This window comes from Spirillospora sp. NPDC029432, assembly GCF_040703975.1.
In the GTDB taxonomy this organism is placed as follows: Bacteria; Actinomycetota; Actinomycetes; order Streptosporangiales; family Streptosporangiaceae; genus Spirillospora.
In genome coordinates this window covers 40,690-64,662 of sequence record NZ_JBEZWH010000012.1, presented here as the reverse complement: position 1 = coordinate 64,662, position 23,973 = coordinate 40,690, and the positions used below count along the sequence as shown (strand labels likewise).

General features: G+C 70.6%; 21 protein-coding genes. 14 read left to right on the top strand and 7 right to left on the bottom strand.

Going from position 1 to position 23,973, the window contains the following annotated elements; translation table 11 throughout:
- The first annotated feature begins 53 nt into the window (after window positions 1–53).
- The 4 genes from AB0881_RS12425 to AB0881_RS12410 all read left to right on the top strand — a co-directional run bounded on the left by AB0881_RS12425 (window position 54) and on the right by AB0881_RS12410 (window position 7,231).
- Complete coding sequence (locus tag AB0881_RS12425; protein WP_366616556.1) at window positions 54–1,094, top strand: NAD(P)-dependent alcohol dehydrogenase; 1,041 nt, start codon at window positions 54–56, stop codon at window positions 1,092–1,094.
- Window positions 1,095–1,322: 228 nt separating this feature from the next.
- Window positions 1,323–2,342, top strand: coding sequence for a zinc-dependent alcohol dehydrogenase family protein (locus AB0881_RS12420; protein ID WP_366616555.1), 1,020 nt, complete (start codon window positions 1,323–1,325; stop codon window positions 2,340–2,342).
- Window positions 2,343–2,582: 240 nt separating this feature from the next.
- The gene (locus AB0881_RS12415) at window positions 2,583–6,263 is read left to right on the top strand and encodes a protein kinase (RefSeq protein ID WP_366616553.1); all 3,681 of its coding nucleotides are present in this window, start codon (window positions 2,583–2,585) and stop codon (window positions 6,261–6,263) included.
- A 473-nt stretch (window positions 6,264–6,736) separates the two neighbouring features.
- Window positions 6,737–7,231 carry a hypothetical protein gene (locus AB0881_RS12410; protein WP_366616551.1) on the top strand — a complete coding sequence of 165 codons (495 nt, stop codon included), beginning with the start codon at window positions 6,737–6,739 and terminating at the stop codon, window positions 7,229–7,231.
- A gap of 153 nt (window positions 7,232–7,384) precedes the next feature.
- On the opposite strand, the gene AB0881_RS12405 is transcribed toward AB0881_RS12410, so the two are convergent.
- A complete protein-coding gene (locus AB0881_RS12405; protein ID WP_366616549.1) occupies window positions 7,385–8,701 on the bottom strand; it encodes an MFS transporter in 1,317 nt (438 codons plus the stop codon).
- A gap of 220 nt (window positions 8,702–8,921) precedes the next feature.
- Here AB0881_RS12405 and AB0881_RS12400 point away from each other — a divergent pair, with 220 nt between their 5' ends.
- From AB0881_RS12400 to AB0881_RS12390, 3 genes are all read left to right on the top strand, one after another.
- Window positions 8,922–9,788, top strand: a complete 867-nt coding sequence (locus AB0881_RS12400; protein ID WP_366616547.1) for an MBL fold metallo-hydrolase — start codon at window positions 8,922–8,924, stop codon at window positions 9,786–9,788.
- 71 nt (window positions 9,789–9,859) lie between these two features.
- Window positions 9,860–10,606 carry an IclR family transcriptional regulator gene (locus AB0881_RS12395; RefSeq protein ID WP_366616545.1) on the top strand — a complete coding sequence of 249 codons (747 nt, stop codon included), beginning with the start codon at window positions 9,860–9,862 and terminating at the stop codon, window positions 10,604–10,606.
- Between the two features lie 641 nt (window positions 10,607–11,247).
- A complete protein-coding gene (locus AB0881_RS12390; RefSeq protein ID WP_366616543.1) occupies window positions 11,248–12,546 on the top strand; it encodes a hypothetical protein in 1,299 nt (432 codons plus the stop codon).
- A gap of 159 nt (window positions 12,547–12,705) precedes the next feature.
- On the opposite strand, the gene AB0881_RS12385 is transcribed toward AB0881_RS12390, so the two are convergent.
- On the bottom strand, window positions 12,706–13,638 hold the full coding sequence (locus AB0881_RS12385; RefSeq protein WP_366616541.1) for a tyrosine-type recombinase/integrase: 933 nt from the start codon (window positions 13,636–13,638) through the stop codon (window positions 12,706–12,708).
- A 278-nt stretch (window positions 13,639–13,916) separates the two neighbouring features.
- Between AB0881_RS12385 and AB0881_RS12380 the strand changes: the two genes are divergently transcribed.
- From AB0881_RS12380 to AB0881_RS12365, 4 genes are all read left to right on the top strand, one after another.
- Window positions 13,917–14,279: a lipopolysaccharide assembly protein LapA domain-containing protein gene (locus AB0881_RS12380; protein ID WP_366616539.1), complete on the top strand. Its 363-nt coding sequence runs from the start codon at window positions 13,917–13,919 to the stop codon at window positions 14,277–14,279.
- On the top strand, window positions 14,263–14,901 hold the full coding sequence (locus tag AB0881_RS12375) for a DUF5994 family protein (protein WP_366616537.1): 639 nt from the start codon (window positions 14,263–14,265) through the stop codon (window positions 14,899–14,901). The genes AB0881_RS12380 and AB0881_RS12375 overlap by 17 nt, the downstream gene beginning before the upstream one ends.
- Before the next feature lie 63 nt (window positions 14,902–14,964).
- Window positions 14,965–15,381 carry an STAS domain-containing protein gene (locus tag AB0881_RS12370; protein ID WP_366616535.1) on the top strand — a complete coding sequence of 139 codons (417 nt, stop codon included), beginning with the start codon at window positions 14,965–14,967 and terminating at the stop codon, window positions 15,379–15,381.
- Window positions 15,382–15,609: 228 nt separating this feature from the next.
- Window positions 15,610–16,653 (top strand): TerC/Alx family metal homeostasis membrane protein, encoded by a 1,044-nt coding sequence (locus AB0881_RS12365; protein ID WP_366616534.1) that lies wholly within the window; start codon window positions 15,610–15,612, stop codon window positions 16,651–16,653.
- A gap of 66 nt (window positions 16,654–16,719) precedes the next feature.
- On the opposite strand, the gene AB0881_RS12360 is transcribed toward AB0881_RS12365, so the two are convergent.
- A complete protein-coding gene (locus AB0881_RS12360) occupies window positions 16,720–17,574 on the bottom strand; it encodes a YihY/virulence factor BrkB family protein (RefSeq protein ID WP_366616532.1) in 855 nt (284 codons plus the stop codon).
- A 244-nt stretch (window positions 17,575–17,818) separates the two neighbouring features.
- Window positions 17,819–18,178: a hypothetical protein gene (locus AB0881_RS12355; protein ID WP_366616530.1), complete on the bottom strand. Its 360-nt coding sequence runs from the start codon at window positions 18,176–18,178 to the stop codon at window positions 17,819–17,821.
- 398 nt (window positions 18,179–18,576) lie between these two features.
- On the opposite strand from AB0881_RS12355, the gene AB0881_RS12350 reads away from it, so the two are divergent.
- Entirely contained in the window at window positions 18,577–19,509 is a 933-nt protein-coding gene (locus AB0881_RS12350) for a YihY/virulence factor BrkB family protein (protein ID WP_366616528.1), read from the top strand.
- Between the two features lie 115 nt (window positions 19,510–19,624).
- Here the strand turns inward: AB0881_RS12350 and AB0881_RS12345 are convergent, their stop codons facing one another.
- Together AB0881_RS12345 and AB0881_RS12340 are read right to left on the bottom strand one after the other, a co-directional pair.
- Entirely contained in the window at window positions 19,625–20,263 is a 639-nt protein-coding gene (locus AB0881_RS12345; protein WP_366616526.1) for a hypothetical protein, read from the bottom strand.
- A 114-nt stretch (window positions 20,264–20,377) separates the two neighbouring features.
- Window positions 20,378–20,668 carry a UBP-type zinc finger domain-containing protein gene (locus AB0881_RS12340; protein ID WP_366616752.1) on the bottom strand — a complete coding sequence of 97 codons (291 nt, stop codon included), beginning with the start codon at window positions 20,666–20,668 and terminating at the stop codon, window positions 20,378–20,380.
- 421 nt (window positions 20,669–21,089) lie between these two features.
- On the opposite strand from AB0881_RS12340, the gene AB0881_RS12335 reads away from it, so the two are divergent.
- Window positions 21,090–22,004 (top strand): LysR substrate-binding domain-containing protein, encoded by a 915-nt coding sequence (locus tag AB0881_RS12335; RefSeq protein WP_366616524.1) that lies wholly within the window; start codon window positions 21,090–21,092, stop codon window positions 22,002–22,004.
- Here the strand turns inward: AB0881_RS12335 and AB0881_RS12330 are convergent.
- Window positions 21,979–22,212: a hypothetical protein gene (locus tag AB0881_RS12330; protein ID WP_366616522.1), complete on the bottom strand. Its 234-nt coding sequence runs from the start codon at window positions 22,210–22,212 to the stop codon at window positions 21,979–21,981. The two genes, AB0881_RS12335 and AB0881_RS12330, sit on opposite strands and share 26 nt — an antisense overlap.
- Before the next feature lie 335 nt (window positions 22,213–22,547).
- Here AB0881_RS12330 and AB0881_RS12325 point away from each other — a divergent pair, with 335 nt between their 5' ends.
- Window positions 22,548–23,261: a helix-turn-helix transcriptional regulator gene (locus tag AB0881_RS12325; RefSeq protein WP_366616750.1), complete on the top strand. Its 714-nt coding sequence runs from the start codon at window positions 22,548–22,550 to the stop codon at window positions 23,259–23,261.
- Window positions 23,262–23,973 lie beyond the last annotated feature (712 nt).

The window sequence follows — 23,973 nt, the reverse complement described above, 5'->3', positions numbered from 1 at the left end:
CCATACCCTGGCCTGGTCGTTCGATGGACGACGACTACCAAGGAGTGATCTTCATGCGTGTGAACGCCTATGCCGCCCCGGCCGCCGCCGAACCGCTGGCCCCCACGACCATCGAACGGCGCGAGGTCGGCCCCGGCGACGTCCTCATCAGGATCGAGTACGCGGGTATCTGCCATTCCGACATCCACACCGTCAACGGAGACTGGGGACCCCAGCCCTACCCGCTGGTGCCCGGCCACGAGATCGTCGGGATCGTGGAGCAGGCCGGGCCCGGCGTCACCCGCCACCGGGTGGGGGACCGCGTCGGGGTGGGGTGCATGGTGAACTCCTGCGGCCGATGCGCCAACTGCCAGGGCGGCGACGAGCAGTACTGCAGCCAGGGCATGGTCCCCACCTACGCCGGCGTCGACAGGGACGGCACCACCACCCAGGGCGGCTACTCCACCCACGTCGTCGTGGACGCCGAGTACGTGCTGTCGGTGCCCGAGGGCCTGGACGCCGCCGCGGCGGCGCCACTGCTGTGCGCGGGCATCACCACCTACGCGCCGCTGCGCCGGTGGGGCGCCGGGCCGGGCAGGAAGGTCGCGGTCGTGGGCCTGGGCGGCCTCGGCCACATGGCGGTGAAGATCGCCCACGCGCTGGGCGCCGAGGTCACCGTCCTGTCGCAGTCGCTGAAGAAGCAGGAGGACGGCCTGCGGCTGGGCGCCGGCGACTACCGCGCCACCAGCGACCCCGGCACCTTCACCGATCTCGCCGGCCGCTTCGACCTGATCGTCAACACCGTCAGCGCAGACCTGGACGTCAACGCCTACCTGGGCCTGCTGACCGTGGACGGCGCCATGGTGAACGTCGGTGTCGCCCCGAGCCCGCTGGCGGTCGACGGATCCCTCCTCCTGGGCGGCCGGCGCGTCCTGACCGCCTCGATGATCGGGGGTATCGCCCTGACCCAGGAGATGCTCGACTTCTGCGCGGAGCACGGCATCGGCGCCGACGTCGAGATCGTCTCCGCCGAGCAGATCAACGAGGCCTACCAGCGCGTCCTGGCCTCCGATGTGCGCTACCGCTTCGTCATCGACGCCGCCACCTTCGGCTGAGCGCGGCGTCCACGGGCACGGCCGCTGGGGCGCGGTCCTTGGCGGCCGTGCAGGAGGGGCGCCCTGTCAGTACACCTTTCAGCAATGCCTTCCTGGCGCGCTGGCCTGCGCCTTTGATGGGTAGTGGGCGTTGAGGGCCTCGCAGGCCGGCGCGCCGTCTGCGGTGGAGCACCCGGCGTGCCACCGCAGCCGGCGAAGGCGCGGACCGATGGAACAGAAGGGGAAATCATGCGTGGTGTGGTGATGCACGCTCCCGGCGACGTCCGGGTGCGGGACCGCGACGATCCGCGGATCGTCGAGCCGACCGACGCGGTCATCCGCGTGACGGCGGCCTGCGTGTGCGGGTCGGATCTGTGGCCGTACCGCGGTGTGGAGGAGGTCGCGGACGCGCCGATGGGCCACGAGTACGTCGGGGTGGTCGAGCGGATCGGCGACCAGGTGAGGGAGATCGAGGTCGGCGACTTCGTCGTCGGGTCGTTCTTCGCCTCCGACAACACCTGCGAGATCTGCCGGGCCGGGTACCAGTCGCGGTGCGTGCACGCCGAGCCGATCGGGGCGCTGGGCACCCAGGCGCAGTACGCCCGGATCCCGCTGGCCGACGGCACCCTCGTCGCCACACCGGGCATGCCCGCCCCCGAACTGATCCCGTCGCTGCTGGCCGCGTCGGACGTCCTCGGCACCGGCTGGTTCGGCGCGGTGGCCGCCGAGGCCGGCCCCGGCAAGACGGTGGCGGTGGTCGGTGACGGCGCGGTCGGCCTGCTGGCCGTTCTGGCCGCCCGCCGGCTGGGCGCCGAGCGGATCGTGATCTTCAGCCGGCACGCCGACCGCCAGAGGCTCGCCATCGAGTTCGGTGCCACCGACATCGTCGCCGAGCGCGGCGCCGAGGGCGTCGCCCAGATCAAGGAGCTGACCGGCGGGCTGGGCGCGCACTCGGTGGTCGAGGCGGTCGGCACCCAGGAGTCGATGATGCAGGCCATCCGCTCCACCCGCCCCGGCGGCCACGTCGGCTACGTCGGCGTCGCCCACGGGGTGCGGCTTCCCGGCGAGGAGCTGTTCTTCTCGGGCGTCCACCTGCACGGCGGCCCCGCCCCGGTGCGCCGCTTCCTGCCCGAACTGATCGACCTGATCTGGAACCGGACGATCGACCCCGGCAAGGTCTTCGACCTCACCCTGCCGCTAGAGGACGCCGCCGAGGGCTACAAGGCCATGGACGAACGCCGCGCCATCAAGGCCCTGCTGCGCCCCTGAGATCCCGATTCCCGGCCAACACGAACTGGACCGCATCAACGGGATACAGGAAATCCAGATCGCACCCAGGAGCGGCCACGGCACGCCACGCTGAACGCGCACCACAGAGCGGCCGTCCGCGATGCCTGGTGAACTCTGTCCGTGTCCGTGGCGTCACAGCGTTAGAAATCGACTGTTGATCGTGTGCCGTGAGCCGGCCGGTGACTGGCCGGTCCGCGGAGAACCCGGGGTGATGGGCGCGTGGTGGATCGGCTGGAGCCGGGGGATCCGGAACGGATCGGGGAGTTCTGGCTGGCAGGGCGGCTGGGAGCCGGCGGCCAAGGGGTGGTGTACGAGGCGTACGGCCCCGACGGCGGCCGGGTGGCGGTCAAGGTGCTGCACGGGGCGTCGGAATCACCGGAGGAGCTGGCGCGGATGGCGGCCGAGGCGCGCGCGGCGCAGCGGGTGGCCTCGTTCTGCACGGCCAGGATCCTGCGGGTGCACCTGGAGCCGCCGCGGCCGTACATCGTCAGCGAGTACATCGACGGGCTCAGCCTGCAGGCGGCCGTCACCGGAGGCGGGGGGCGGGAGCCGCGCCGGTTCGGCGGGGACGATCTGCACCGGCTCGGGATCGGGATCGCCACCGCGCTGACGGCGATCCACCGGGCCAGGGTGGTGCACCGCGATCTCAAGCCCGGCAACGTGATGCTGGGGCCGGACGGGCCGCGGCTGATCGATTTCGGGATCGCGCGGATGCTGGACACCGGCTCGGCCACCCGGGACGGCGGGCTGGTCGGGACGCTGCGGTACATGCCTCCGGAGGTGTACGCGGGGGAGCGGGCCGGAGCCGAGGCCGACGTGTTCGCCTGGGGCGCGATCATGGTGTTCGCGGCCACCGGGCGGCACGCCTTCACCGGCGCGGACCTGCCGCAGATCGCGCACCAGGTGCGGACCTCCGACCCGGACCTGTCCGCGCTGCCCGAGCCGCTGCGCGCGCTGGTCGCGGCGGCGCTGTCCAAGGACGCGCTGCGGCGTCCCTCGGCGCCGCAGATCCTGGCGGCGCTGACCGGCGACCCCCGCGAGGGGGCCGACGACTTGCAGAACCTGGTCGACCGGGGCGCCGAGCTGGCCGGGCCGCCTTCAGGGTGGGCGCCGGGCGATCCGGCGCTCGGGAAGCTCGCCGAGGACGCCTACACCGCCCTGTCACCGGAGGAGCGGCACCTGGTCCCGGAGGTGTTCCTGCGCTGCCTGGTCCCCGGCGACGACGGAGGCTGGTCGGTGCGTCCGGTGCCGGCCGCGGAACTTCTCGACCGCCGCGAGCCCGCCGAGGGGGAGGCGCTGGAACGGGTCGTACGGGCCTTCGCGCCCCTGCTGGCCCTCACCGGTGAACCGGCACCGGCCGAGGTTCAGGACCGTACCGGAGAGCAGGCTCTGGAGGAGACCCGCGTCGATGCCCCGGACCCGGACCGGGTGGAGGAGCCAGCGGGACGGGCGGCGGGGCGGCGGGTCGTCCTGACCCGGCCGGCGGTGCTGCGGGCCTGGCCCCGGCTGCGGGACTGGACCGAGGACCGGCACGAGGACCTGGCCGTCCACCACCGCGTCCGCCAGGCCGCCCGCATCTGGGACGACAACGGGCGGCGCCGCGGCGACGTCCTGACCGGCGCCCATCTGGACCAGGCGATGGGCTGGGCGACCGCCGGGCGCAGGCCGTTCCCCAACCGGACCGAACGCGGCCTGCTGGACGCCAGCACCCGCGCCCAGACCGCCCGCACCCGCCGTACCCGCACCATCGCCCTGGTCCTGGCCGCCACCACACTCCTGTCGCTCACCGCCACCGGATGGGCGGTCCAGGCGCAGCAGAGCGCCGACCTCCAGCGCGACAACGCCAACCGCCAGCGCGACGCCGTCCTGTCCAGCCAACTGGTCGCGCAGAGCCGGCAGGCCACCGACCCGGCGGTGTCGGCCCTGCTCGCCGCGGCGGCCTGGCGGTTGCAGAAGGGCCCCGAAAGCCGCGCCGCCCTCGCCACCGTCCTGGCCAGGCCCGACCGCGCCGCCCTCACCGTCCCCACCGACTCGGTCGATTCGGTGGCCTACAGCCCCGACGGCCGTACGCTGGCCACCGGCGGCGGCGCCTTCGACCCGCGGGTGCAGCTGTGGGACGTGCGCGCCCGCCGCCAGGTCGGCGACCTGCGCACCGGCCACTCCCAGAGCGTCAACTCGATCGCCTTCAGCCCGGACGGCCGCACGCTGGCCACCGGCGGCGGCGACAGCGCGGTGCTGCTGTGGGACGTCCACGACCGCCGCCGGATCGGTGCCCTCTCCACCGACCATATGGACGGCGTCCATACGGTGGCGTTCAGCCCGGACGGCGGCACCCTCGCGACCAGCGGCCACGACGGCACGGTACGGCTCTGGGACGCGCGATCCCGCCGCCCGATCGGCGCGGCGCTCACGGGCGGGACCGGTCTCGGCCCGCTGGCCTTCAGCCCGGACGGCCGTACCCTGGCCGCCGCCGGTGATGGCACCGTCCACCTGTGGGATGTGGCCACGCGACGTCCGGCGGGCGCTCCTCTCACCGGCCACTCCGAGAGCGTCGACTCGATCGCCTTCAGCCCGGACGGCCGTACGCTGGCCGTCGGCGGCGGGGACGACGGCAGGGTACGGCTGTGGGATGTACGCACCCGCCGTCCGGCCGGTGCCCCCCTCACCGGCCACACCGCCGGTGTCTACGCGGTGGCCTTCAGCCCGGACTCCCGCATCCTCGCCACCAGCGACGGCACGACCGTGCGGATGTGGGATCCGCTGACGAGCCGCCCGATCGGCGCACCCCTCACCGGCCACAGCGGCACCATCAACGCGGTCGCGTTCAGTCCGGACGGCCGCACGCTCGCCACGACCGGCGGGGACGACAAGACGGTGCGGCTGTGGAACGTGCGCGCCCACGTCCAGCTCGCCAGGTCGCTCACCGTCAACGCGGTGGCGTTCAGTCCCGACGGCCGCACCTTGGCCACCGGGGACGACACGCTGGTGCGGCTGTGGGACACACGCGGCCGTCAACAGACCGGCGCACTCACCGGCCACACCAACACCGTCAACGCGGTGGCGTTCAGCCCCGACGGCCGTACGGTGGCCACCGGCGGCGACGACGACACGGTACGGCTGTGGGACCTGCGCACGCGCCGCCCGATCGGCGCGCCCCTCACCGGCCACGACGCCGGCGTCGACTCGGTGGCGTTCAGTCCCGACGGCGGCACGCTGGCCGCGAGCGGCAGCGGCGCCGCCGGGAAGGTGCTGCTCTGGGGCGTGCGCACCCGCCGCGCGATCGGCAGGCTCCACACCGACGACACCGACACCATCGGCTCGGTGGTGTTCAGCCCCGATGGCCGCACGCTGGCCACCGGCGACGGCGTCAACGGGGCGGTGCGGCTGTGGGACCTGCGCACGCGCCGCGCGATCGGAGCGCCCCTCACCGGCCATACCGGCATCGTGCATTCGGTGGTGTTCAGCCCGGACGGCCGCACGCTGGCCACCGGCGGTGAGGACAAGACGGTCCGGCTGTGGGACGTACGCACCCGCCGCGCGATCGGCACGCCCCTCACCGGCCACACCGACGCCGTCAATTCGGTGGCCTTCAGCCGGGACGGCCGCACGCTGGCCACCGGCAGCACCGACCGTACGGTGCGGCTGTGGGACGCGGGTGCCCGCCGCCAGATCGGCGAGCCCCTCACCGGCCACACCCGTTCCATCTACTCGGTGGCGTTCAGCCCCGACGGCGCCACGCTGGCCACGGGCAGCGAGGACGAGACCGTGCGGCTGTGGGACGTGTCGATGCCCGCCGACCTCGCCGGCTCCGTCTGCGCGGTGGCCGGACGCACGCTGACACGTCGCGAATGGGCCCAGTACATGCCCGCCGGACTCGAATACCGGAAGATCTGCCCCTGACCAACACCTCGAAAGACGGACCAAAGCACCTCTGCCGCATTTGTGGCGGTCAGCACTGTCCCTTATCGCAAGGGAGAACCGCTCGCGCGGCGCCTTGGTCGGGTGTTCAGGCGAGTCTACGGGCCGCTTCCAGTACGACCCACGTGCCGTCCTGTGTCGTTGTCCGCCGTACCCCTACCGGCGCCTGAGCAATAAACGAGCGAACATGGGCATCCGCAGATGTAGCTGACCCGAATCAGTCATCGCAGAAGCCCGCTCGGCCTCCGCGATCGTCTCGGACGACGAAAAAGTTCGAAACTGCGCGAACTTCTTCGTGCCGAGGTAAGTCCCAGACGCCCGAATCGGCACGCGAGTTCATGACATTCAGGGTCGGGGTGATCACAGTCCGGCGCGCCAACTCCCCGGACCCCACCCGCATCTCACCTTTTACAACGCGGCCACAGGGGCTGCGCACGGAGATGGGAGCGGCACCTATGCGGAAGATCGTGTTCACCGGCATGGCGGCGGCGCTGGCGCTCAGCCTGACGGCCTGCGACGGCACCGCCACCGGCGACTCCGCGGCGCCGCCGCCCGCCTCGGCCGGCGCCTCCACGCCCGCCCCGAGCGAGAGCTCCACTCCGGGCGGCGGCGACGCTTCCACGCCGAAGGCCTCGTCCCCTGAGGGGGCGGGCACTCCGGAGGCCCAGGAGCCTCCGAGCGAGACGCCGGGCGGCCAGCAGATCAAGGAGAAGTGGGGACGGCTGCGCTACCTGGCGCCGGGCAAGTTCACCGTCGACGGCGTCGCCTTCTTCACCGCCAACGCCACCGTCCTCTACGTCGCCGGTGACACCTGCCCGGACGGCAGCAAGCCCGCCGGCGTCAGCAAGTGCAACATGGACGGTTTCGAGACCTGGGTCCAGGCCGCACCGCACAACGCCGTCGTGAAGTTCTCCGGCCAGGCGGCCACCCTGATCCGAGAGACGCAGTAACAGCCCGGCAGGCTCGCGCTCGCCCCTGCGTCCGCGGCGGCTATGAACCGTACGGCCCCTGACACCGGCCTCGCTCATAGCCGCCGCCCGGAGCAGCCCAGCGCCCAGCTCGGTACCCGCACGGTTCATGTCGGCACCCCACACGTCACGTGCTCATTTCATGGTGGTGAGGTCCTGGGTACGGCCTTCCCGGGTGAGGAGGATCGCCGCGGCCGCCACGCCGAAGGCGAGGATCCAGACGCCGCCCAGCAGTGCCAGGCCGCCGCCGGCGACCACGAGGGCCGCCGCGACGGCGGGCGCGAAGCCGGCGCCGAAGGTCGAGGCGCTCTGGTAGGCCAGCGAGGCTCCGGTGTAGCGGACCCGGGTGGGGAACAGTTCCGCGGTGAAGGCGCCGAACGGTCCGAAGATCACGCCCTGGAGCGCCTGCGCGAGTATCACGGCACCGGCGAAGCCCCAGACGGTCCCGGTCTCGACCAGCCACAGGATCGGGAACGCCGCGGCCGCCGCGGCGGCCACGCCGGCGAGCATGACCGGCCTGCGGCCGAGCCGGTCGCTGAGCCGCGCGCTGATGATCACGACCGGGATCATCAGCGCGGCGCCGGCGGCCTTGGCGTTGAGCACGCCGGTCTTGTCCGCGCCGGCGTCGACCACGTAGGAGACCGCCCACACCGTCACGATGCCGGCCAGCGTGTAGACGCTCGTTCCGGCGAGGATGCCGAGGATCAGATTCCTGGGGTACCTGGTGAGCACCTCGACCAGCGGGATCCGCCTGGTCTCGGCCTTGGCGTGCAGGTCCTGGAACAGCGGGGTCTCGGCGACCTTGAGCCGGACCACCAGGCCGACCATGACGAGCAGGACGCTGACCAGGAACGGGATCCGCCAGCCCCAGGACAGGAACCGGTCGTCGGGCAGCAGGGTGCAGGCACTGACCGCCAGCGTGGCCAGCACGGCACCGGCCGGGCCACCGAGGTTGGCGAAACTGGCGGCGAATCCGCGCTTGCCGCCGGGGGCGTGCTCCAGCCCGATCAGCATCGCGCCGCCCCATTCGCCGCCGACGGCCAGCCCCTGCAGGACGCGCAGCAGGATCAGCAGCACGGGGGCCGCCGCGCCGATCTGCGCCGTCGTGGGCAGCAGGCCGATCACGCAGGTGGCGATCCCCATGGTGAGCATGGAGATGACCAGGACGTTCTCGCGCCCGAGCCGGTCTCCGAAGTGGCCGAAGATGGCACCGCCCAGCGGCCGGGCCGCGTATCCGGCCGCCAGCGTCCCGAACGAGGCGAACGCCGCGAGCCCCGGCCCCATCCCGGTGAAGAAGATCTTGTTGAACACGATCGCCGCCGCGGTGGCGTACAGCAGGAAGTCGTAGTACTCGATGAGGCTGCCGATGAAGCTGGACGCCAGCACCCTGCGCATCGCGGGGGTGTTGAGACTGTCGGCGGGCGGCGCCGGGACGGTTCGGGGTGGAGTCATCGCGTCATGCCTGTTTCTGGTGGGGGAACGTGGAGACGATCGCCGGCCTGCGTGACCGTCCGGGCCGCCATGTGAGGTGCGCCACGGCGGCGTGCGGCCCAGCGTCACACCACGCCGCCCGTTCGCCCCACCCCCGCGTTCTGTTCAGTGGAAGACCGTTGTGGTCCCGTCGCAACGGCCTCGACCAGGGTCTTCTCCAGGATCGCATCGAGGAGGACATGTGCTGGACGCCACCGTGACGCTGACGGGGACGGGGACTCCGCTCCCCGTTCCGGGCCGTGCCGGGCCGGGAACGCTGGTGCGCTGCGGTCCGCTGGCCGCCCAGGTCGATGCCGGACGCGGCACCGTGCTGCGGCTGGCCGAACTGGGCCTGGACTGCCCGGAAGTCGGGCTGCTGGCGCTGACCCACCACCATTCCGACCATCTGGTCGGGGTGGCCGACCTGGTGCTCACGCGCTGGGTGCAGGGCGGGTTCACCCCCCTGCCGGTGCTCGCCCCCGAGGGGCCGGCCGCCCGGTTCGCCCGCCACGTTCTGGACATCTGGGCCGACGACATCGCCGTCCGCCGGCACCACACCGGGCGGCCCGCGCTGCCGGCGCTGGACGTGCGGGCGTTCGAGGCCCCCGCCGCGCCGGCGGTGGTGTGGCGTTCGGAGTCCGTCGAGGTCTCCGCCGTGGCCGTGCGGCACGAACCGGTGGAGCCCGCGGTCGCGTACCGCTTCGACACCCCGTCCGGTGCCGTCGTCATCAGCGGGGACACGAGGGTCTGCGACGAGGTCGAGGAACTGGCACGCGGCGCTCAGGTGCTGGTGCACGAGGCGTGCCGCGGGGACGCGGTCCGCTCACGCGGCAAGCGCTTCATCGCCGACTACCACGCCGACACCGTGGAACTGGGCGCCATGGCCGAACGAGCCGGCGTGGCGACCCTCGTGCTCACCCATCTCGAACCCGCCCCACGCTCCCCGGAGGAGGCCGCGGCGTTCGCCGCCGAGGTACGCCGCGGCGGCTTCGGCGGGCGGCTCATCGTGGGCGAGGACCGCGCCACGATATCCGTCTCCCGGGAAGGACACCCAGCTCAGGAGGGCTAACCTGGGCATCCCATCAGCAGACCTCGCGGAGGACGACCATGCCGGGCCGGATCCGGGAACCGGGACGTACGGTGACCAGCCGGGTCTTGGCCGTCCTGGACGCCTTCGGCCCCGACGACGGCGGCCTGTCCCTGGCCGAGCTGTGCCGCCGTACCGGCCTGGCGCCCGCCACCGCGCACCGGCTGGTGGCCGAGCTGGTCGAATGGGGCGGCCTCGAACGCGGTGACGATCAGCGCTACCGGATCGGGCTGCGGCTCTTCGAGATCGGCATGCGTGCCCCCGGCCGCCGCAGCCTCACCGACGCGGCGCTGCCGTTCCTGGAGGACCTGTACGAGGTGACCCACGAGAACGTCCACCTCGCCGTCCGGGCCGGCCACCACGCGATCTACCTGCACAAGATCACTGGGCTGCGCGCCGTCGGTGCCCCCTCACGCCAGGGGCACCGGCTCCCGCTGCACGCCACCGGGATGGGAAAGGCGCTCCTCGCCTTCGCCGAGCCGCGGCTCGCCGAGGACGTCATCGGCGAGGGGCTGACCCGCTACACCCCGCACACGATCACCTCGCCGGAACTGCTCCGCCGCGCCCTGGCGCAGACCCGCCGGCGCGGTTTCGCGGTCGCGGCGCAGGAGTACTCGCTCGGCACGGTCTCGATCGCGGCGCCCATCCTGGTCCCCCGGAGCGAGCACGCGCTGGCCGCCATCTCCGTGGTCGTCCACAGCTCCCGCGCGAACATCGCCAGGCTGGGACCGGCCGTCCGTACCGCCGCCATGGGCGCGGCCCGGCACGCCGCCCATCTACCCACACATCCCTGGAAGTGAACGCACCGGCCGCTCGCGGTTCCGCCGGGCTCGTACCTTGCCGGACTGAACGATCGAGGGCCGCGACCCAAATACTTCGCAACGGAGGGCGCACGACCCGCATCCTCGATAATGGCGGTACTTGATACATAGAAACGCCATGTCGGTTGAAGAGACGCCCGATGGCCGCTGTCAGGGGACGCAGCGTTCGGCCAGATGTTTCCGGTGCCTGCGCGCACACGCAATGTTCCGAACTCCGGTGCGCCGAAAACGCCACCGTACGGCACCGGCACTGACCCGGTCGGCGGTCGGTGCCCGCACTCCGCTTGTGCCTGGGCAGTGCGATTCCTCCCCTTTTGCATTTGTGGATACCAGAGGTTGCCGGATGTCACCTCAATGCCCATCGAGCCACACGAAGAGGCAGAGGGCCACATGAGCCCCATTCATTCTCATTGACCGCGTCCAGAGAATTCCGCGACTTCGGCAACAAGACGAGCCTGTATCGGTGACCGCACCCGGCCTCGACCGTTCCCGGCCGTGAATCGCGATCGATTGATCGCGATTCCTGGTCCAGGATGCGGTGAGGGCTCCGAGGCGGCCGTAAAAGCACGGTCGCAGGCCCGTCAGTGAATGGCCGTCTTCATGCACCCCTGGAGGGAAAGATGGTGGACATCAAGAACATCGTCGTTTTTGGTGACAGCATGTCCGACATCGGGAACAAGTGGACGTGGCCGACCGGAGAATTGGGGCGGCTGCTCAACCAGCTCGGTATCGGCGGAATGCGGGTGAACGAGACGGGCCGCTTCAGCGACGGGCGGAACTGGACGGACTTCCTCGTCCAGTGGGCGACCGGCGAGTCGCTCATGTGGGGGAACCGCGACCTCGCGATCCGCAAGTCCACGGACCACCGCACCCTGACGATGTTCTCCTCCCTCGAGGTCAGCTCGTGGGACATGCCGCCCCAGGTGAAGCCGCCGACCGGCCCCAACACCACCCTCGACGACCTCCTCGCGTACATCCAGGAGGGCAGGAAGCAGGAGACGCGGCAGCGCCTGCCGGAGGTCAAGTACGTCAACTACGCCATGGGCGGCAGCATCGCCGCCAACGACTGGGCGCCCAAATTCGGCGCGCTGACTTACCTCAGGAGCCAGGTGGAGGACTATCTCGCCCAGCGCGCCAGCCTGTCCAGGCCGTTGGAGGGTGACACGCTCCACGTGATCTGGATCGGCCTCAACGACTTCGTCACCGCGCTGCGCCCCGACTACGACCGCGCCGAGTTCAAGGACCTGCCGGCCGAGAACGAGTACGGCCTCTGGAAGGCGTGGGCCGAAGGCCACAAGAAGGAACTCGAGAAGAAGGGCGGTGTGGGCGCGTTCCCGGCCGTCGAGGAGGTCCGGCTCCTGGTCGAGGCGATCAATCAGGCGTTCCCGCCTGAGAAGAACCACTTCATGGTGATGGACCTCCCCAGCGTCTACAACGCCGTCCGGTACATGGATTTCCCCGACACGAAGCCCGCGAAGCTGGAAGAGGCGAAGAGGATCGACCCCGTCATCGACACCTTCAACGAGATTCTCGTGGACCTCCTGAAGAACTGGCCTGGCCCCAACGCGCCCGCCGGGGATCACCGCCACATCGTGGAGGTGAGCAAATGGATGCGCCATGTCAGCGCGAACCTGGACGGCTACAAGCTGCTCAAGCAGCCGCAGGATCACGGAGTGAAGCCCTTCTACAACCCGGCCGTCCCGCCTGGACCGACGACCGATCCGGTGCCCTCGGGGATGCGGCGCCGCATCACGACCAGCGACCTGGGGCACCCGAGCGAGGCGGTGTACGAACTCATCGCCGGCCACTTCGTCACCAGGATGCTGGCTGAGAACTACACCCTGGGCAGGCTCACCATGGACTCATGGGTCAAGAACAACCCGTTCGGCACGGTGGCCCTCGACTACATGGAGAGTTGATCGCTGAGCATGGGCCGCCTGCCGCCACCGGGCCGTTGCGGTGCCGATCGGGTGGGATGTCCGGGGCTCAGGTGGGCCACGGGCCGGTCCCCGGCGCGGCGAGCGGTGGTAGCTGGGGGTGATGTCGGCCCGACCGTCGTTCAGAAGGCACGCACACGTTTACTGGTCGGTGGGGAGACGGTCGACGGCGTCTTCGAGGCCGGTGCGGGTGGGCTGGATGTAGCGGCGGGTGGTGTCGAGGCGGGCGTGGCCGAGGAGTTCGGCGACGATGACGAGGTCGACTCCCGCTTGCAGCAGGTTGGTGGCGAAGGTGTGCCGCAGGATGTGGGCGGAGACGGTCGGGTCGCCGTCCTCGTCGACCAGGTCCGCGTCGCGGGCGATGTCGTCCAGAAGGTGGTCGATGGCGCGTGCGGTGAGGCGGCCGCCGCGGCGGTTGAGGAACAGCGCCGTGGTGCCGGCGCCAGGCCAGGTGGCGCGGTCGGTCTTCCACTCGGTGATGGCGTCGCGGGTGGCGGGGTCGGTGAGGGGGATCTGGCGGGAGGTCTCGCTCTTGCCGGAGCGGATGTGGACCTTGCCTCTGCGGGCCGCCAGCGGCACGTCCCGCATGTTCAGGGCGACCAGTTCGGAGACGCGGATCCCGGAGTAGAGCAGGAGCCGTCCGATGGCGCGGTCGCGCGCGGCGGCGCGGCGTTCGACGGTACGCAGGTATCGCCTCTGCTCGCCGGTGGTCAGGACGCGGGGGGCCTGCCGGGAAGGGCGAGCGCGGGGGACACCGACCTTGCCCAGGCCGAGGTGGTCGTAGAAATGGTCGAGGGCCGTCAGGTGGGCGTTGACGGTGTGGTCCGAGCGGCCCAGCACGGTCTTGAGGTGGCCCCGGTAGTCGCGAGCGGCGAGGTCGCGGCTGCGCACGTCGGTCAGGGGGTCGCCGCCGTCCAGGTCGCCGACGGCATCGAGCCAGGTCAGGTAGGCGCGGACGCGGGAGTCGTAGGCGCGGCGGGTGTCGGCATCCAGGGGTGCGTCGGCCAGGGCGGCGGCGTAGCCGATGTGGACACCGGTGTAGGCGTCGGGTACCTGCTGGCGTCGTCTGGCCACCGGTCCCCCTCGTGATATCGGAAGTCATCTCCCAACTTCCGTGCGCCGATCTTCCCTGGCACCAGTTGACGGCTCACTAGTCGAAGCTTCTGATATTGGACAATATCAGAAGTCCGATGGTAGAGTGAAGGTATCCGGTCAACGACGACATCCCCGCCTTGAGGCTGATTCGCCACACCGGCTCCCCCAGGAAGGGGGATGTCATGCCGATCCTGAGATGGTCCGCCAGCCCGGAGCGACCCGATTCGGCGTCGAACGCCCATTCACCATCGGCGCCGGTGTCCCGCACCAGCGCGGCGTGGACGGCCCTGTGGGCCGCGGCACTCGTGCTGGTCGCCTTCATCGTGTTCGTGCTCGGCAACACCGGCACCGTGGAGATCTCCTTCGCCGGCATGCACGGCGAACTGCCGCTGGCGATCGCGCTGCTGATCGCACTGGTCACCGGGATCGTGGTCACGCTGATCCTGGGCACCGCCCGCATCACGCAGATACGCCGCCTGGCCCGCCGGCGCCCGGCCGGGGACCAGACCGGTCGGCGACCCGCCGGCCGCCCGCACCACGAGAGCCGACCGCGGCACAACGGCCGGCCACACGAGCCGATCACCAAGGAAGCGGGCCCAGGCCATGCGGACCACCACTGAACGACGAACGACCATCAGCCTCGCGCCACCCTCGACCCCCCGGCTGCGGATGCGGCCGCCGGGCCCTGAGGGCGGCCCCCAGGTGTCGCTGGACGGCGGCTGGTGGCCCCGATCCACCGACCCGGTCGCCGAACTGCCCGGGCTGATCCTTGCCCTGCAAGCCCACGGTCCCGCAGACGACCACCGGCTCATTTCCCACATCATGCTTCGGGTGTCCGACTGGGACGGCCGGCCACGCCGGCTGCGCGTCGACGGCCCGGACGACACCCGGGTGGTGCGGCTGAGCTGGTTCGACACCCTGCCCGCCGGGCTGCTCACCGCGATCTACGCCGACGGCCGCCGCGTCGACCTGCTCACCGTCCCGCCCGCCACCGGCCACGCCGCGGCCTGGGCCGGACTGGAACTGGCCGCCTACACAACCAACCACCTGAGCACCCCCGAGCTCCTGGCCGCGCTCACCACACTGACCGGCCCGGACACGGGCCGACCGGACACGGGCCGACCGGACACCCCAGCGGACACCGGCGAGGCGGCCGAGACCGATACGGCTTCCAGGAGCGCCTGGGAAACCGACGGCGGACGCCTGCGCGAACGTCCCGGTGGCGTCCTGAACCCGCGTTGAACCTTCCTCGGCCGTCCCGGCCCGGGACGGCCGAGGACCACCACCAAGCGATCGGAGACCGCCATGAACACCCTGCTGACCAGACACACGACCACCTCCACCGCGGTGCGCCGAGCCCGGGCCCGCCCCAAGACAGGCCTGACCACCCGCCGCCGCTCCGGCCGCACCATCGTCGCCCTGCACGGCGACCTGGACATGTCCTCCGCCCCGGCGCTGCGCGAGGACTTGATCGGAACGCTGCACCACAGCGCCCAGGTACTGATCCTGGACCTGGGTGCGGTCACCTTCTGCGACACCGCCGGCCTGGCCGTCCTTGTCGGCGTCCAACGCCGCGCCACCGGCCTCGGCATCACCGTCCACCTGGCCGCCCCCCGACCGCAGATCGCCGAACTGCTGCGCATCACCGGGCTGGACCGCAGCCTCACCACCGGCCCCGAGGTGCACGACGCCCGCGTTCCGGCCCCGGCCCACGCCACCTGAGGCGATGCAGACCACCTGCCCCGCGTCCCCCTGCGCCTTCCCCCGCGGCGACGGCCCGCCTCCCGCCGTACGCAGGTGGCGCTGACCGGCACCGGGCCGCCCGCATAAGCACCTCAACTCCGGGCACACGACCGGCGAGACGACCACCTCGCCCGGTCCGGACTCGGCCCGGCCCAGCCCGGGACCCGGCGCAGCGAAACGGTCCTGATCGCAGAAAGCCGGGGGTAAATGAACGGGTTCGCGCTGGAGGCGTGGGCGGCGTTGATCGGCCTGATCGTCGTGCTGTTCACGGTCGATCTGCTGGTGGCCGTACGCCGCCCGCATGCCGTCGGGCTGGCCGAGGCCACCTTGTGGTCGGTGTTCTACATCGCCGTCGCGGTCGGGTTCGGGTTGGTCCTGTGGGCCGTGGCGGGCGGGCAGGCCGGTACGGAGTACTTCGCCGGCTGGGTGGTGGAGAAGAGCCTGTCGGTGGACAACCTATTCATCTTCTCGATCATCTTCGCCCGGTTCGCGGTGCCCGCCGAGTACCGGCAGAAGATCCTGCTGTACGGCATCGCGTTCGCGCTGGGCCTGCGCGCGGTGTTCATCGCGATCGGAGCGGCCGCGATCAATCTGTTCTCCTTCACCTTCCTGCTCTTCGGCCTGGTGCTGCTGTGGACGGCGTTTCAACTGATCCGCCACCGCAACGAAGAACCCGACGTGACCGACACCTGGCTCGTCCGCCGAGTTCGAACGATCATGCCGGTCGCCGCCGGATACCACGGCGGCCGGCTGCTCGCCGTCGAGGACGGACGGCGGGTGGCGACCCCGGTCCTGCTGGTGTTCCTCGCCATCGGCAGCACCGATCTGCTGTTCGCTCTCGACTCCATCCCCGCGGTCTTCGGAGTGACCAGCGAGCCGTTCCTCGTGTTCGCCGCCAACGCCTTCGCCCTGCTCGGCCTGCGCGCACTGTTCTTCCTCATCGAAGGGCTTCTGGAACGCCTGGTCTACCTCTCCATCGGGCTGTCGTTGATCCTGGCCCTCATCGGAGTCAAGCTCATCCTGCTGTTCCTGCATGAGGACATCACCGAGACCGTCCCGGAACTCCCGACCCCGGTCTCACTCGGCCTCATCCTGCTCATCCTGATCGCCACCACGATCGCCAGCATGCTGCGCGTCCGCGTCCACCCGGAGGAACGCGCACACCCCGGCGCCGTACGCATCCGCCGCGACCGGCCCGACACCGGCTCCCCACCGCCCACCGATCAAAGGCGGCAGGCACCCAGGACCTGACAGGGCGGGCAGGCGGCGGAGGCCTCCACAGCCCGGCGACGTGCGGCTCGCTCTCCGGGGGACGGATCAGGGCGGCGAAGTCTCACGCGATGGGACGCCGCGGCTGCACTGGGCGTTCAACTCGGCACCGAGCAAGACCGCCAAGGCGGTCACGTACAGGAACAGCAACGCGGCGGCGGGCGCGGCCAGCACACCGTAGGCGGCGTTGTGGGTGATGGCGACCGACAGCACGAACCGCAACGCGAGGCTGCCGCCGAGCCACAGCAGCATGGCGACGACGGCGCCGGGGAGATCACGCCGCCAGCGGCCGCGCACCGGTGTCGCCAGATGGTAGAGCACCACCAGAAGCCCGGTGCAGACCACGATCAAGAAAGGCCAGTACCCGTACCGCACCACCGGGCCCGCCAGATCCCAGGCTCCGCCGGGTGCGGCCGCGATGATCCAGTCCGGAGCCGCCACCAGCAGCGGCAGCGTGACCGCCCCGGCGGCCAACGCCCCCAAGTAGAGTCCGAACGCCAACACCCGCGCCCGCACGGCCGAGCGCACCTCACGCATCCCGTAGGCGATCGTGATCGCGTTGACGTACGTGCTCATCGCCGCCGACCCGGTCCACAGCGCCAGAACGAACCCGACCGAGACGATCCCGCCGTGGCCGTGCCGCAGTACATCGGTCAGCAGCGGCCTGAGGACCTGATCGACGGCGGACGGTGCCAGAACCTGATCGGCCGCCGCCAGGATCCGCGACTCCACCTCGGCCACCACGTCCGCGCCGAACAACGGCGTCAGGTACCCGATGGCGGCCACCAGCACCAACAACAGCGGAGTCAGCGACAGCAAGGCCCAGAACCCCGTCTCGGCCGCGAGCCCCAGTACGCGATCCGACCAGGCCTGCCCGACCGTCCGGCGGATCAGCAGCCACACCCGCCGCGATCGCGCCCGCAACCGATCGACCACTGCCCTCGGTCTTCGTGGTCCGCTCAGCGGCCCTGCACTCCCGCCGGGGCGGTCCGTGACCGGTCGTCCTCGTACGCCTGGGGCGCTTGAACGATCGTGTGATCGTCACTTCTCGGGTGGCCTTGACGGCCCGTGTCCGGCCGCCCGGGGAATCGGAGGCCGCCGATCCGCGAGGGGAAGCCCGGATACAGCGGGCCGGGGGCGTGCACGGTCACGCCGGCCGGTGGCGGGATCCGGGTCTCATCCGGGGTTCGCGACGGGTCTTGGCGTCCTGGACCTGGTGCATGAGGCCGTCCCGTACCTCGAACAGCGCGGCGGTGACGTCGCGTTCGGACGATGTCGCCACCAATCCAGGCCGGTCGGCGATCTCGCAGGTGAGGGTCGTCAGGGGATCGGTGCCCCCGCGGTCCTTGACGCTGAGTTCGAGCTGGACCGTGGCATGGTCGAACGACCGCAGCCGGGTCCACAGCGGGGTGAGGAGTTCGACGATCCGATCGCGTTCGGAATCGGTGAAGCCGGTGCCGAGCCTGAGCCGTCCGGCGATGGCGGCTGACTGCCTGTCGATGGTCACGAGCGTCTCGTTCCCTCCATTGCGGCGGCCCGTGCTTTCGGGACGTCCTCCCGCGGGCCCTCCGCGCCTTCACCACGCCCCCGCGCCGCGGTCGAGGTGCGGGATGCGGCGGAGCTCTTTCCCAGCACACCGCAACGGCGCCGCGCCGGACACAGGCGGTCTCAGAACAGCTCATCACCAGGTGCGAACACCGCCCGGCGCGGCCGGTGGACGAGCCGGGCGATCGCGCCCATGACGGCCCTCTCCAGCGGCCCCGCGATGAGAGGAAACGGTGCGGTGACGCGGACCGCCGCCGGCCGCGCGACCGCGGTGGGGCGTTGGGCGGGCGCTGAGGAGGGAAGAAGGGCCGTGTGGGAGTGGTCGGCCGCGTGGACGCCTATCAGAGGCGGCATCCTTGGGTGGGACTGCCGCTGGCGGTGGTGTACAAGTTCGTGGACGACCAGGGCGCGTACCTCACGGCGTTGATCACCTATTACGGGTTCGTGTCGCTGTTCCCGCTGTTGCTGCTGCTGGTCACCGGACTGGGGTTCGTGCTGGAGGGTAACCCGGGGCTGCAGCAACGCGTCCTGGATTCAGCACTTGCGCAGTTCCCGGTCATCGGGGACCAGATCGGCGCGAACATCCATTCCTTCCGTGGCAGCCTCCTGGCTCTGGCCACGGGCGTTGCGGGCAGTCTGTACGGTGGCTTGGGCGTCGTACAGGCCGCCCAGAACGCCCTGAACAAGGTGTGGGGGATCCCGCGTGATTCCCGTCCGAACCCCATCGCCGCCAGGGTGCGCAGCCTGGCGCTGCTCGCGGTCGTCGGCGCGGTGATCCTGGCGACCACGCTGCTGTCGGCGGTGACCGCGTCCGGCGGGGCCTTCGGTGCCGGTGCGCGGTCATTGGCCATCGTGGTGGCCGTCGCCGTCAACATCGTGCTGTTCACGGTCGCGTTCCGGGTGCTGACCGCCCGGCGGCTCACCATCGCGCAGGTCCGTACGGGGGCGGTCGTCGCGGCGCTCGTCTGGCAGACCTTTCAGTGGGCCGGCGCGTTCCTGCTCGGTCACATGCTCAAGGGCGCCGGCGCCACCTACGGCATGTTCGGCATCGTGCTCGGCCTGCTGGCGTGGATCTATCTGGGCGCGGTCACCTTCGTACTGAGCGCCGAGATCAACGTCGTCCGTGAGCGGCGGTTGTGGCCCCGTAGCCTGCTGACGCCCTTCACCGACAACGTCGAACTGACCGCCGGGGATCGGCGCGCCTACACCTCCTACGCCGAGACCGAACGCCACAAGGGTTTCCAGAACGTCGACGTCGACTTCGACCAGCCTCAACGCGACGATCCGGACTGACATCAGGCCGGCCTCCGCGGGCGGCCTTCAATGCGCCTCAGCGGAGGGGACACCTGTGCCGTTCACGGATGCCGGCCGGTTGGAATCGTCCTGGCTCCCGCTGGGCACGCCGGGGTCAACGCCCCCAGTCTTCGTCGTCCAACTCGTCCCACGCCGGCTGATCCCTTGCCGGTCCGCGCGGCCGCTGGGTGGCCGTATCTCGTGGCGACGCGACTGGGGACGTTGTGGCGGCGGGGGCGGCCAAGCGGGGTTCGAGCCGCCGGTGGCGTTCCTCGGCTTCATCCACGCTGATGTCGAGGACGGCGGCGACCTGTTCGGAGCCCATGCCTGAGGCTCGCGCGATGTTCAGCAGGCGACCCTCGGCCTGGTCCAGGTTCAGGCGGACGGCGCTCAGAACCACCAGTGCAGCGGCGATCTCCACCGCCTCGGGGCTCTCGCCAATGCCACGCTGGGCTCGGTCACCGGCGGTGATGACCGCGTCGATCGCCTCGCGGTCGGGCATCGACCGTTTCCTGCTCTCCCAGAGGACTTCGTGCACGCCGGTCGCGTGACGGGCAGTCAGATAGGCCCGCGCCCGCTGGACGCTCTGGGGCGCCGGAGCGGGCGGGGCGACGGGCACGACCGCCGGCGGATGGCGGACGGTGTCCGAGCTTGAGGGAATGTGCTCCGGGGCGTGGGCGGCTCGCCCCGGGATGGCGGAAGCGTTGCGACTCGTCGGGGCCCGGATCGCGGCGGCGCGGTCTGCGGTGGTCATGGGGCGCTCATCTCCGGTTCCTCTGCCATGCGTCTCTTGCCGTCCTGGTCACGTTCAACGGTGTTCTGATCGTGATCGGCTCGGCGGGACGCCGGCCGGTGGAGAGCGGGGTCGTCAGACCAGGCGCTCGTGGACGTAGCACCATCTCCAGGCGCTTCCCGGTTCCATGGCGGCGACGAGCGGGTGGTCGGTCTCCCGGTAGTGGGCCAGCGCGTGCCGGTGGGGCGAGTCGTCGGAGCAGGCCACCCAACCGCAGGACAGGCAGACCCGGAGGGCCGTCCACCCGTCGCCTCGGGTCTTACACGCCGGGCAGCCGCGCGATCGTGGACTGACGGGTGTCAGCCCATCGGTGTGCTCGCAGCGTGGTGCCGATCCGTTCGGGCTGGTGGGCACGCCCGAGGCCATCATGCGGACTCTCCTCTCGTGGTTCATCGAGAGCCTCCTTCAAGCACCGTGAGGCTTCGCCGTCGGTATGGGGCCGGTTTGAACACGCCGGCCGAGTTCGCGGGCGTACGGATGGCGCCCGCTACCAGTTGACCCCGGCGTCCGGCCCTCCGTAGTGAGCGATCCGAGCACACATGATCGGTGGAGGCGATAACCGTCGGCGGGGGCCATGGCGGCGCTCAGGTGCGTGTCGTCATCGCGATGGCGACGGACGTGATGACTGTGGGCGGTCGCCGAACTCGCCGACCCCAGCGGCGCACAACCCGTCCGCGCACGGCACGAGGGACGGGTCCGGCGCTGGATCGGCGAACCTCTCTAGGGGCATGCTGGATCGTAAGCTCGGCGAGCAGATCTCGCTGTTCCGGCTCAGAAGTGGGGAGACGTGGAACTGCGCCAGCTCCGCTATTTCGTCGCCGTTTCCGAGGAGCTCAACTTCGGCCGCGCGGCGGCCCGCGAGCACATCGTGCAGTCGGCGCTGAGCCAGCAGGTCCAGCGGCTGGAGCGGGAACTGGGCGTGCGCCTGCTGGAGCGCACCACGCACTACGTCGCCCTGACCCCGGCGGGGGCCGCGTTCCTGGTCGAGGCGCGGCAGATCCTCGCCCACGTGGAGCGCGCCGCCCAGGTGGCCCGGACGGCCGAAGGCACCTCGCCGGCGTTGCGAGTGGGCGTCATCGACGCCAGCTATGACTCGATGCCGCAGATCCTGCACGAGGCTCAGGCGCTCTACCCGGACCTGGTGATCCACCAAGTGGAGGTCGGTGTCCCCGAGCAGTATCAGCAACTCGTCGACGGGCGCCTCGACGTGGGTATCGGCCGGGCGGCACTGGCACCGAGCGGGGTCGCCTCATACCTGTTCCGCTTGGATCGGCTCGGGGTCCTGGTCCCGCGGGGGCACCGGTTCGCCGAGATGGAGGCGGTGCCGGCCGAGGCCCTCGCCCGTGAACCGCTTCTGCTGGCCGAAGAGGTGAAGGCTCCGGAGTTCAACCAGTTCACTGTCGAGATGTGCCGGGCCGCCGGCTTCACCCCGACGGTGTACGAGGGCACCGTGGACAGCGTCCATGCCGCATCCGCTCTGGTCGCCCAGGGCCGCTGCCTGTACTGCGTGCCGTCCTCCTGCATCTCCGCGCTCCCGGGTACTATCTGGCGCCCGCTCACCGACCCGGTCTCGTTCTATCCATGGTCGATCCTGTGGCGCGCGGCCGACGACTCCGATCATGTGCGCGCCGTGGTCGCCTGCGCCCGGAGCATGTCCGAACGGCTCGGCTGGCTGGTCACCGCGGAACAGGCGACCGGGTGACGATCACCATGCGCCCTTGCGCGTCTTCCAGCAACAGATCCAGAGCGTAGCGGCCTACCGCGTGCTCTCGCTGACGCAACTCCAACGCCAACCCGACCGCCTGCCCGAGAGCATCGAGATTCTGCGCCAACCAGGGGGTGAAATCTGCCGGCTCGCTGGGCCATACCTCACGCAAAGCAATCGGCTCAAGCCGTCCCAGATCAGGCATGGCCCCTGCCTACCATCCTCGGCCCGAACGAGGAATCCACATTGGCGGTGCTTCCGGGTTAGGGTGGGGTGTCGCGTGGCTCCTTTCATGAGGCGGCCGTGTGGTGGCAAGGGCCGACGGGCTGCTACCCGCCTGTTGGGCGGTCCGCCTTGCGCGGACCCGTCGGCCCGTCTTATTTGTGGGTGTGCGGCCGGGCGCCATGTCCTGCAGGCGTTGGCCTGGCTGGGGGGTGCGGCTGCGGTCCAGGTATTTTCCTCTGGCGCGGATATCACGCTCGCGCGGAAACAATGCATGCTCGCTCGGGGCGTTGCCTTTGAGGAGGGAGAGGTGTGCTGATGATCCGCGCGGGTCGTGAGGCCGTGACCAGTGATGACGTCGCGTCCGCTCATGGGTTCGTGTCATTGCGGGCTGCTAAGCGGGCCGGTCTGTTCGACGTCTCGACCCTGCCCCCGCCGATCAACCGTAGAGGCGGGAAGGGGCGCGGCAATAAGGCGTTGTACGACGCGCTGCAGGTGTACGCGCACGCCGCTGGTGAACAGGTCCCCGAGCTGCCAACCGCCGATCATCCCGATGATCTGCTGGACCTGCGCGAGGCCGCCGACGCGTGGGGGATCAGTCCGGTCACCTGGCAGTACTACCTCAACACCAGGCCGCACCTGGTTCCCGGGCCGGTAGAGGTCGGGGGCGTGCTGCATTGGCGCCGCGGTGACCTGGAGGCCTTCGACCGGCCGGGCCGGGGCACGGGCGCGGGCCGTCCCGCCGGAATGCGCGATGCCCAGCCGCGCCGTCGGCGCGGGCAGATCCAAGCCCAGGTGCTGCTCGTGCTGGCCGAGGGGCCGCGCAACGGCAACCAACTGGCCGAGGAGATCGCCCACCGCAGCGCCGGCCCTAAGCCGACCAGCCTGCACGCCACCCTTGCCAAACTGCGGGAGGCCGGACTGCTCGACAGCGATGCCCAGGGCCGCACTCGGATCTACTGCCTGACCGACGCAGGGCAGACCCGCGCCCTGGAACTGCGTGGTGCATCGGCCGAGCAGCGAGACCCGTAACGCAAGCATCGGGAACCGAGTTCGCCCTGGTCCGCCCCGATCCGCGTCTTGCGCCGTGATCGACTCGGCGGACTCATCCACGACCATGGCTTCATGACCCCCGTGACCGAGTCCTACCGAAAGGGCGATGCCGCGTAAGCGGCCGGGCGCCCTGCGCGCCGCATCGCAATACGCCCCTCGCCCGATCGTTGAGCCCGGGGACATGTCTCGGATCGACCGGCTGTCTCTGGAGACCAGCGCCGCGATCCAGCACGCGGAACTTCTCAGTGAGGATATGGCCGTGCGCCCGGGCAGGACGGCCAGCCTGCCTGAGCATCTAGACGCCGCCCAACATTGCCTGCTTATTGGAGACCATTCTCCTTGTTCGCTTCCATCGGGTCCTACATTGACCATCATTTTGTTCTTGTGTCGGGTATGTGGTGCTTACATTGGGCATCAGGGACTAGGTGCGCGTCAGGGGCTGGAGAGGGGGCGAGGTGGCCGGGCGAACAAGCGCGGGCCTCGATCGCATCCGGGCCGTTCTCCTGCGAACGCCGGGACCATGACAGTGCTCAAACGGTGCCGGTGAGACCACTGCAAGATGATCAATTCGACGTGCTGGAACTTCCACGGAATAGGTCAAAGATCTATCGGAATCGGCTGTGGATGGTCGGCTCATAGCTAACACGCTGTAGTGGCACGAGTTGCTATTCAGAATTGATTCGGTCGTGTG

Coding starts and splice junctions, on each gene's coding strand:
- AB0881_RS12425 (WP_366616556.1), top strand. CDS start 54: ATGCGTGTGAACGCCTATGCCGCCCCGGCCGCCGCCGAACCGCTGGCC.
- AB0881_RS12420 (WP_366616555.1), top strand. CDS start 1,323: ATGCGTGGTGTGGTGATGCACGCTCCCGGCGACGTCCGGGTGCGGGAC.
- AB0881_RS12410 (WP_366616551.1), top strand. CDS start 6,737: ATGCGGAAGATCGTGTTCACCGGCATGGCGGCGGCGCTGGCGCTCAGC.
- AB0881_RS12405 (WP_366616549.1), bottom strand. CDS start 8,701: ATGACTCCACCCCGAACCGTCCCGGCGCCGCCCGCCGACAGTCTCAAC.
- AB0881_RS12390 (WP_366616543.1), top strand. CDS start 11,248: ATGGTGGACATCAAGAACATCGTCGTTTTTGGTGACAGCATGTCCGAC.
- AB0881_RS12375 (WP_366616537.1), top strand. CDS start 14,263: ATGCGGACCACCACTGAACGACGAACGACCATCAGCCTCGCGCCACCC.
- AB0881_RS12370 (WP_366616535.1), top strand. CDS start 14,965: ATGAACACCCTGCTGACCAGACACACGACCACCTCCACCGCGGTGCGC.
- AB0881_RS12365 (WP_366616534.1), top strand. CDS start 15,610: ATGAACGGGTTCGCGCTGGAGGCGTGGGCGGCGTTGATCGGCCTGATC.
- AB0881_RS12345 (WP_366616526.1), bottom strand. CDS start 20,263: ATGACCACCGCAGACCGCGCCGCCGCGATCCGGGCCCCGACGAGTCGC.
- AB0881_RS12340 (WP_366616752.1), bottom strand. CDS start 20,668: ATGGCCTCGGGCGTGCCCACCAGCCCGAACGGATCGGCACCACGCTGC.
- AB0881_RS12330 (WP_366616522.1), bottom strand. CDS start 22,212: ATGCCTGATCTGGGACGGCTTGAGCCGATTGCTTTGCGTGAGGTATGG.
- AB0881_RS12325 (WP_366616750.1), top strand. CDS start 22,548: ATGATCCGCGCGGGTCGTGAGGCCGTGACCAGTGATGACGTCGCGTCC.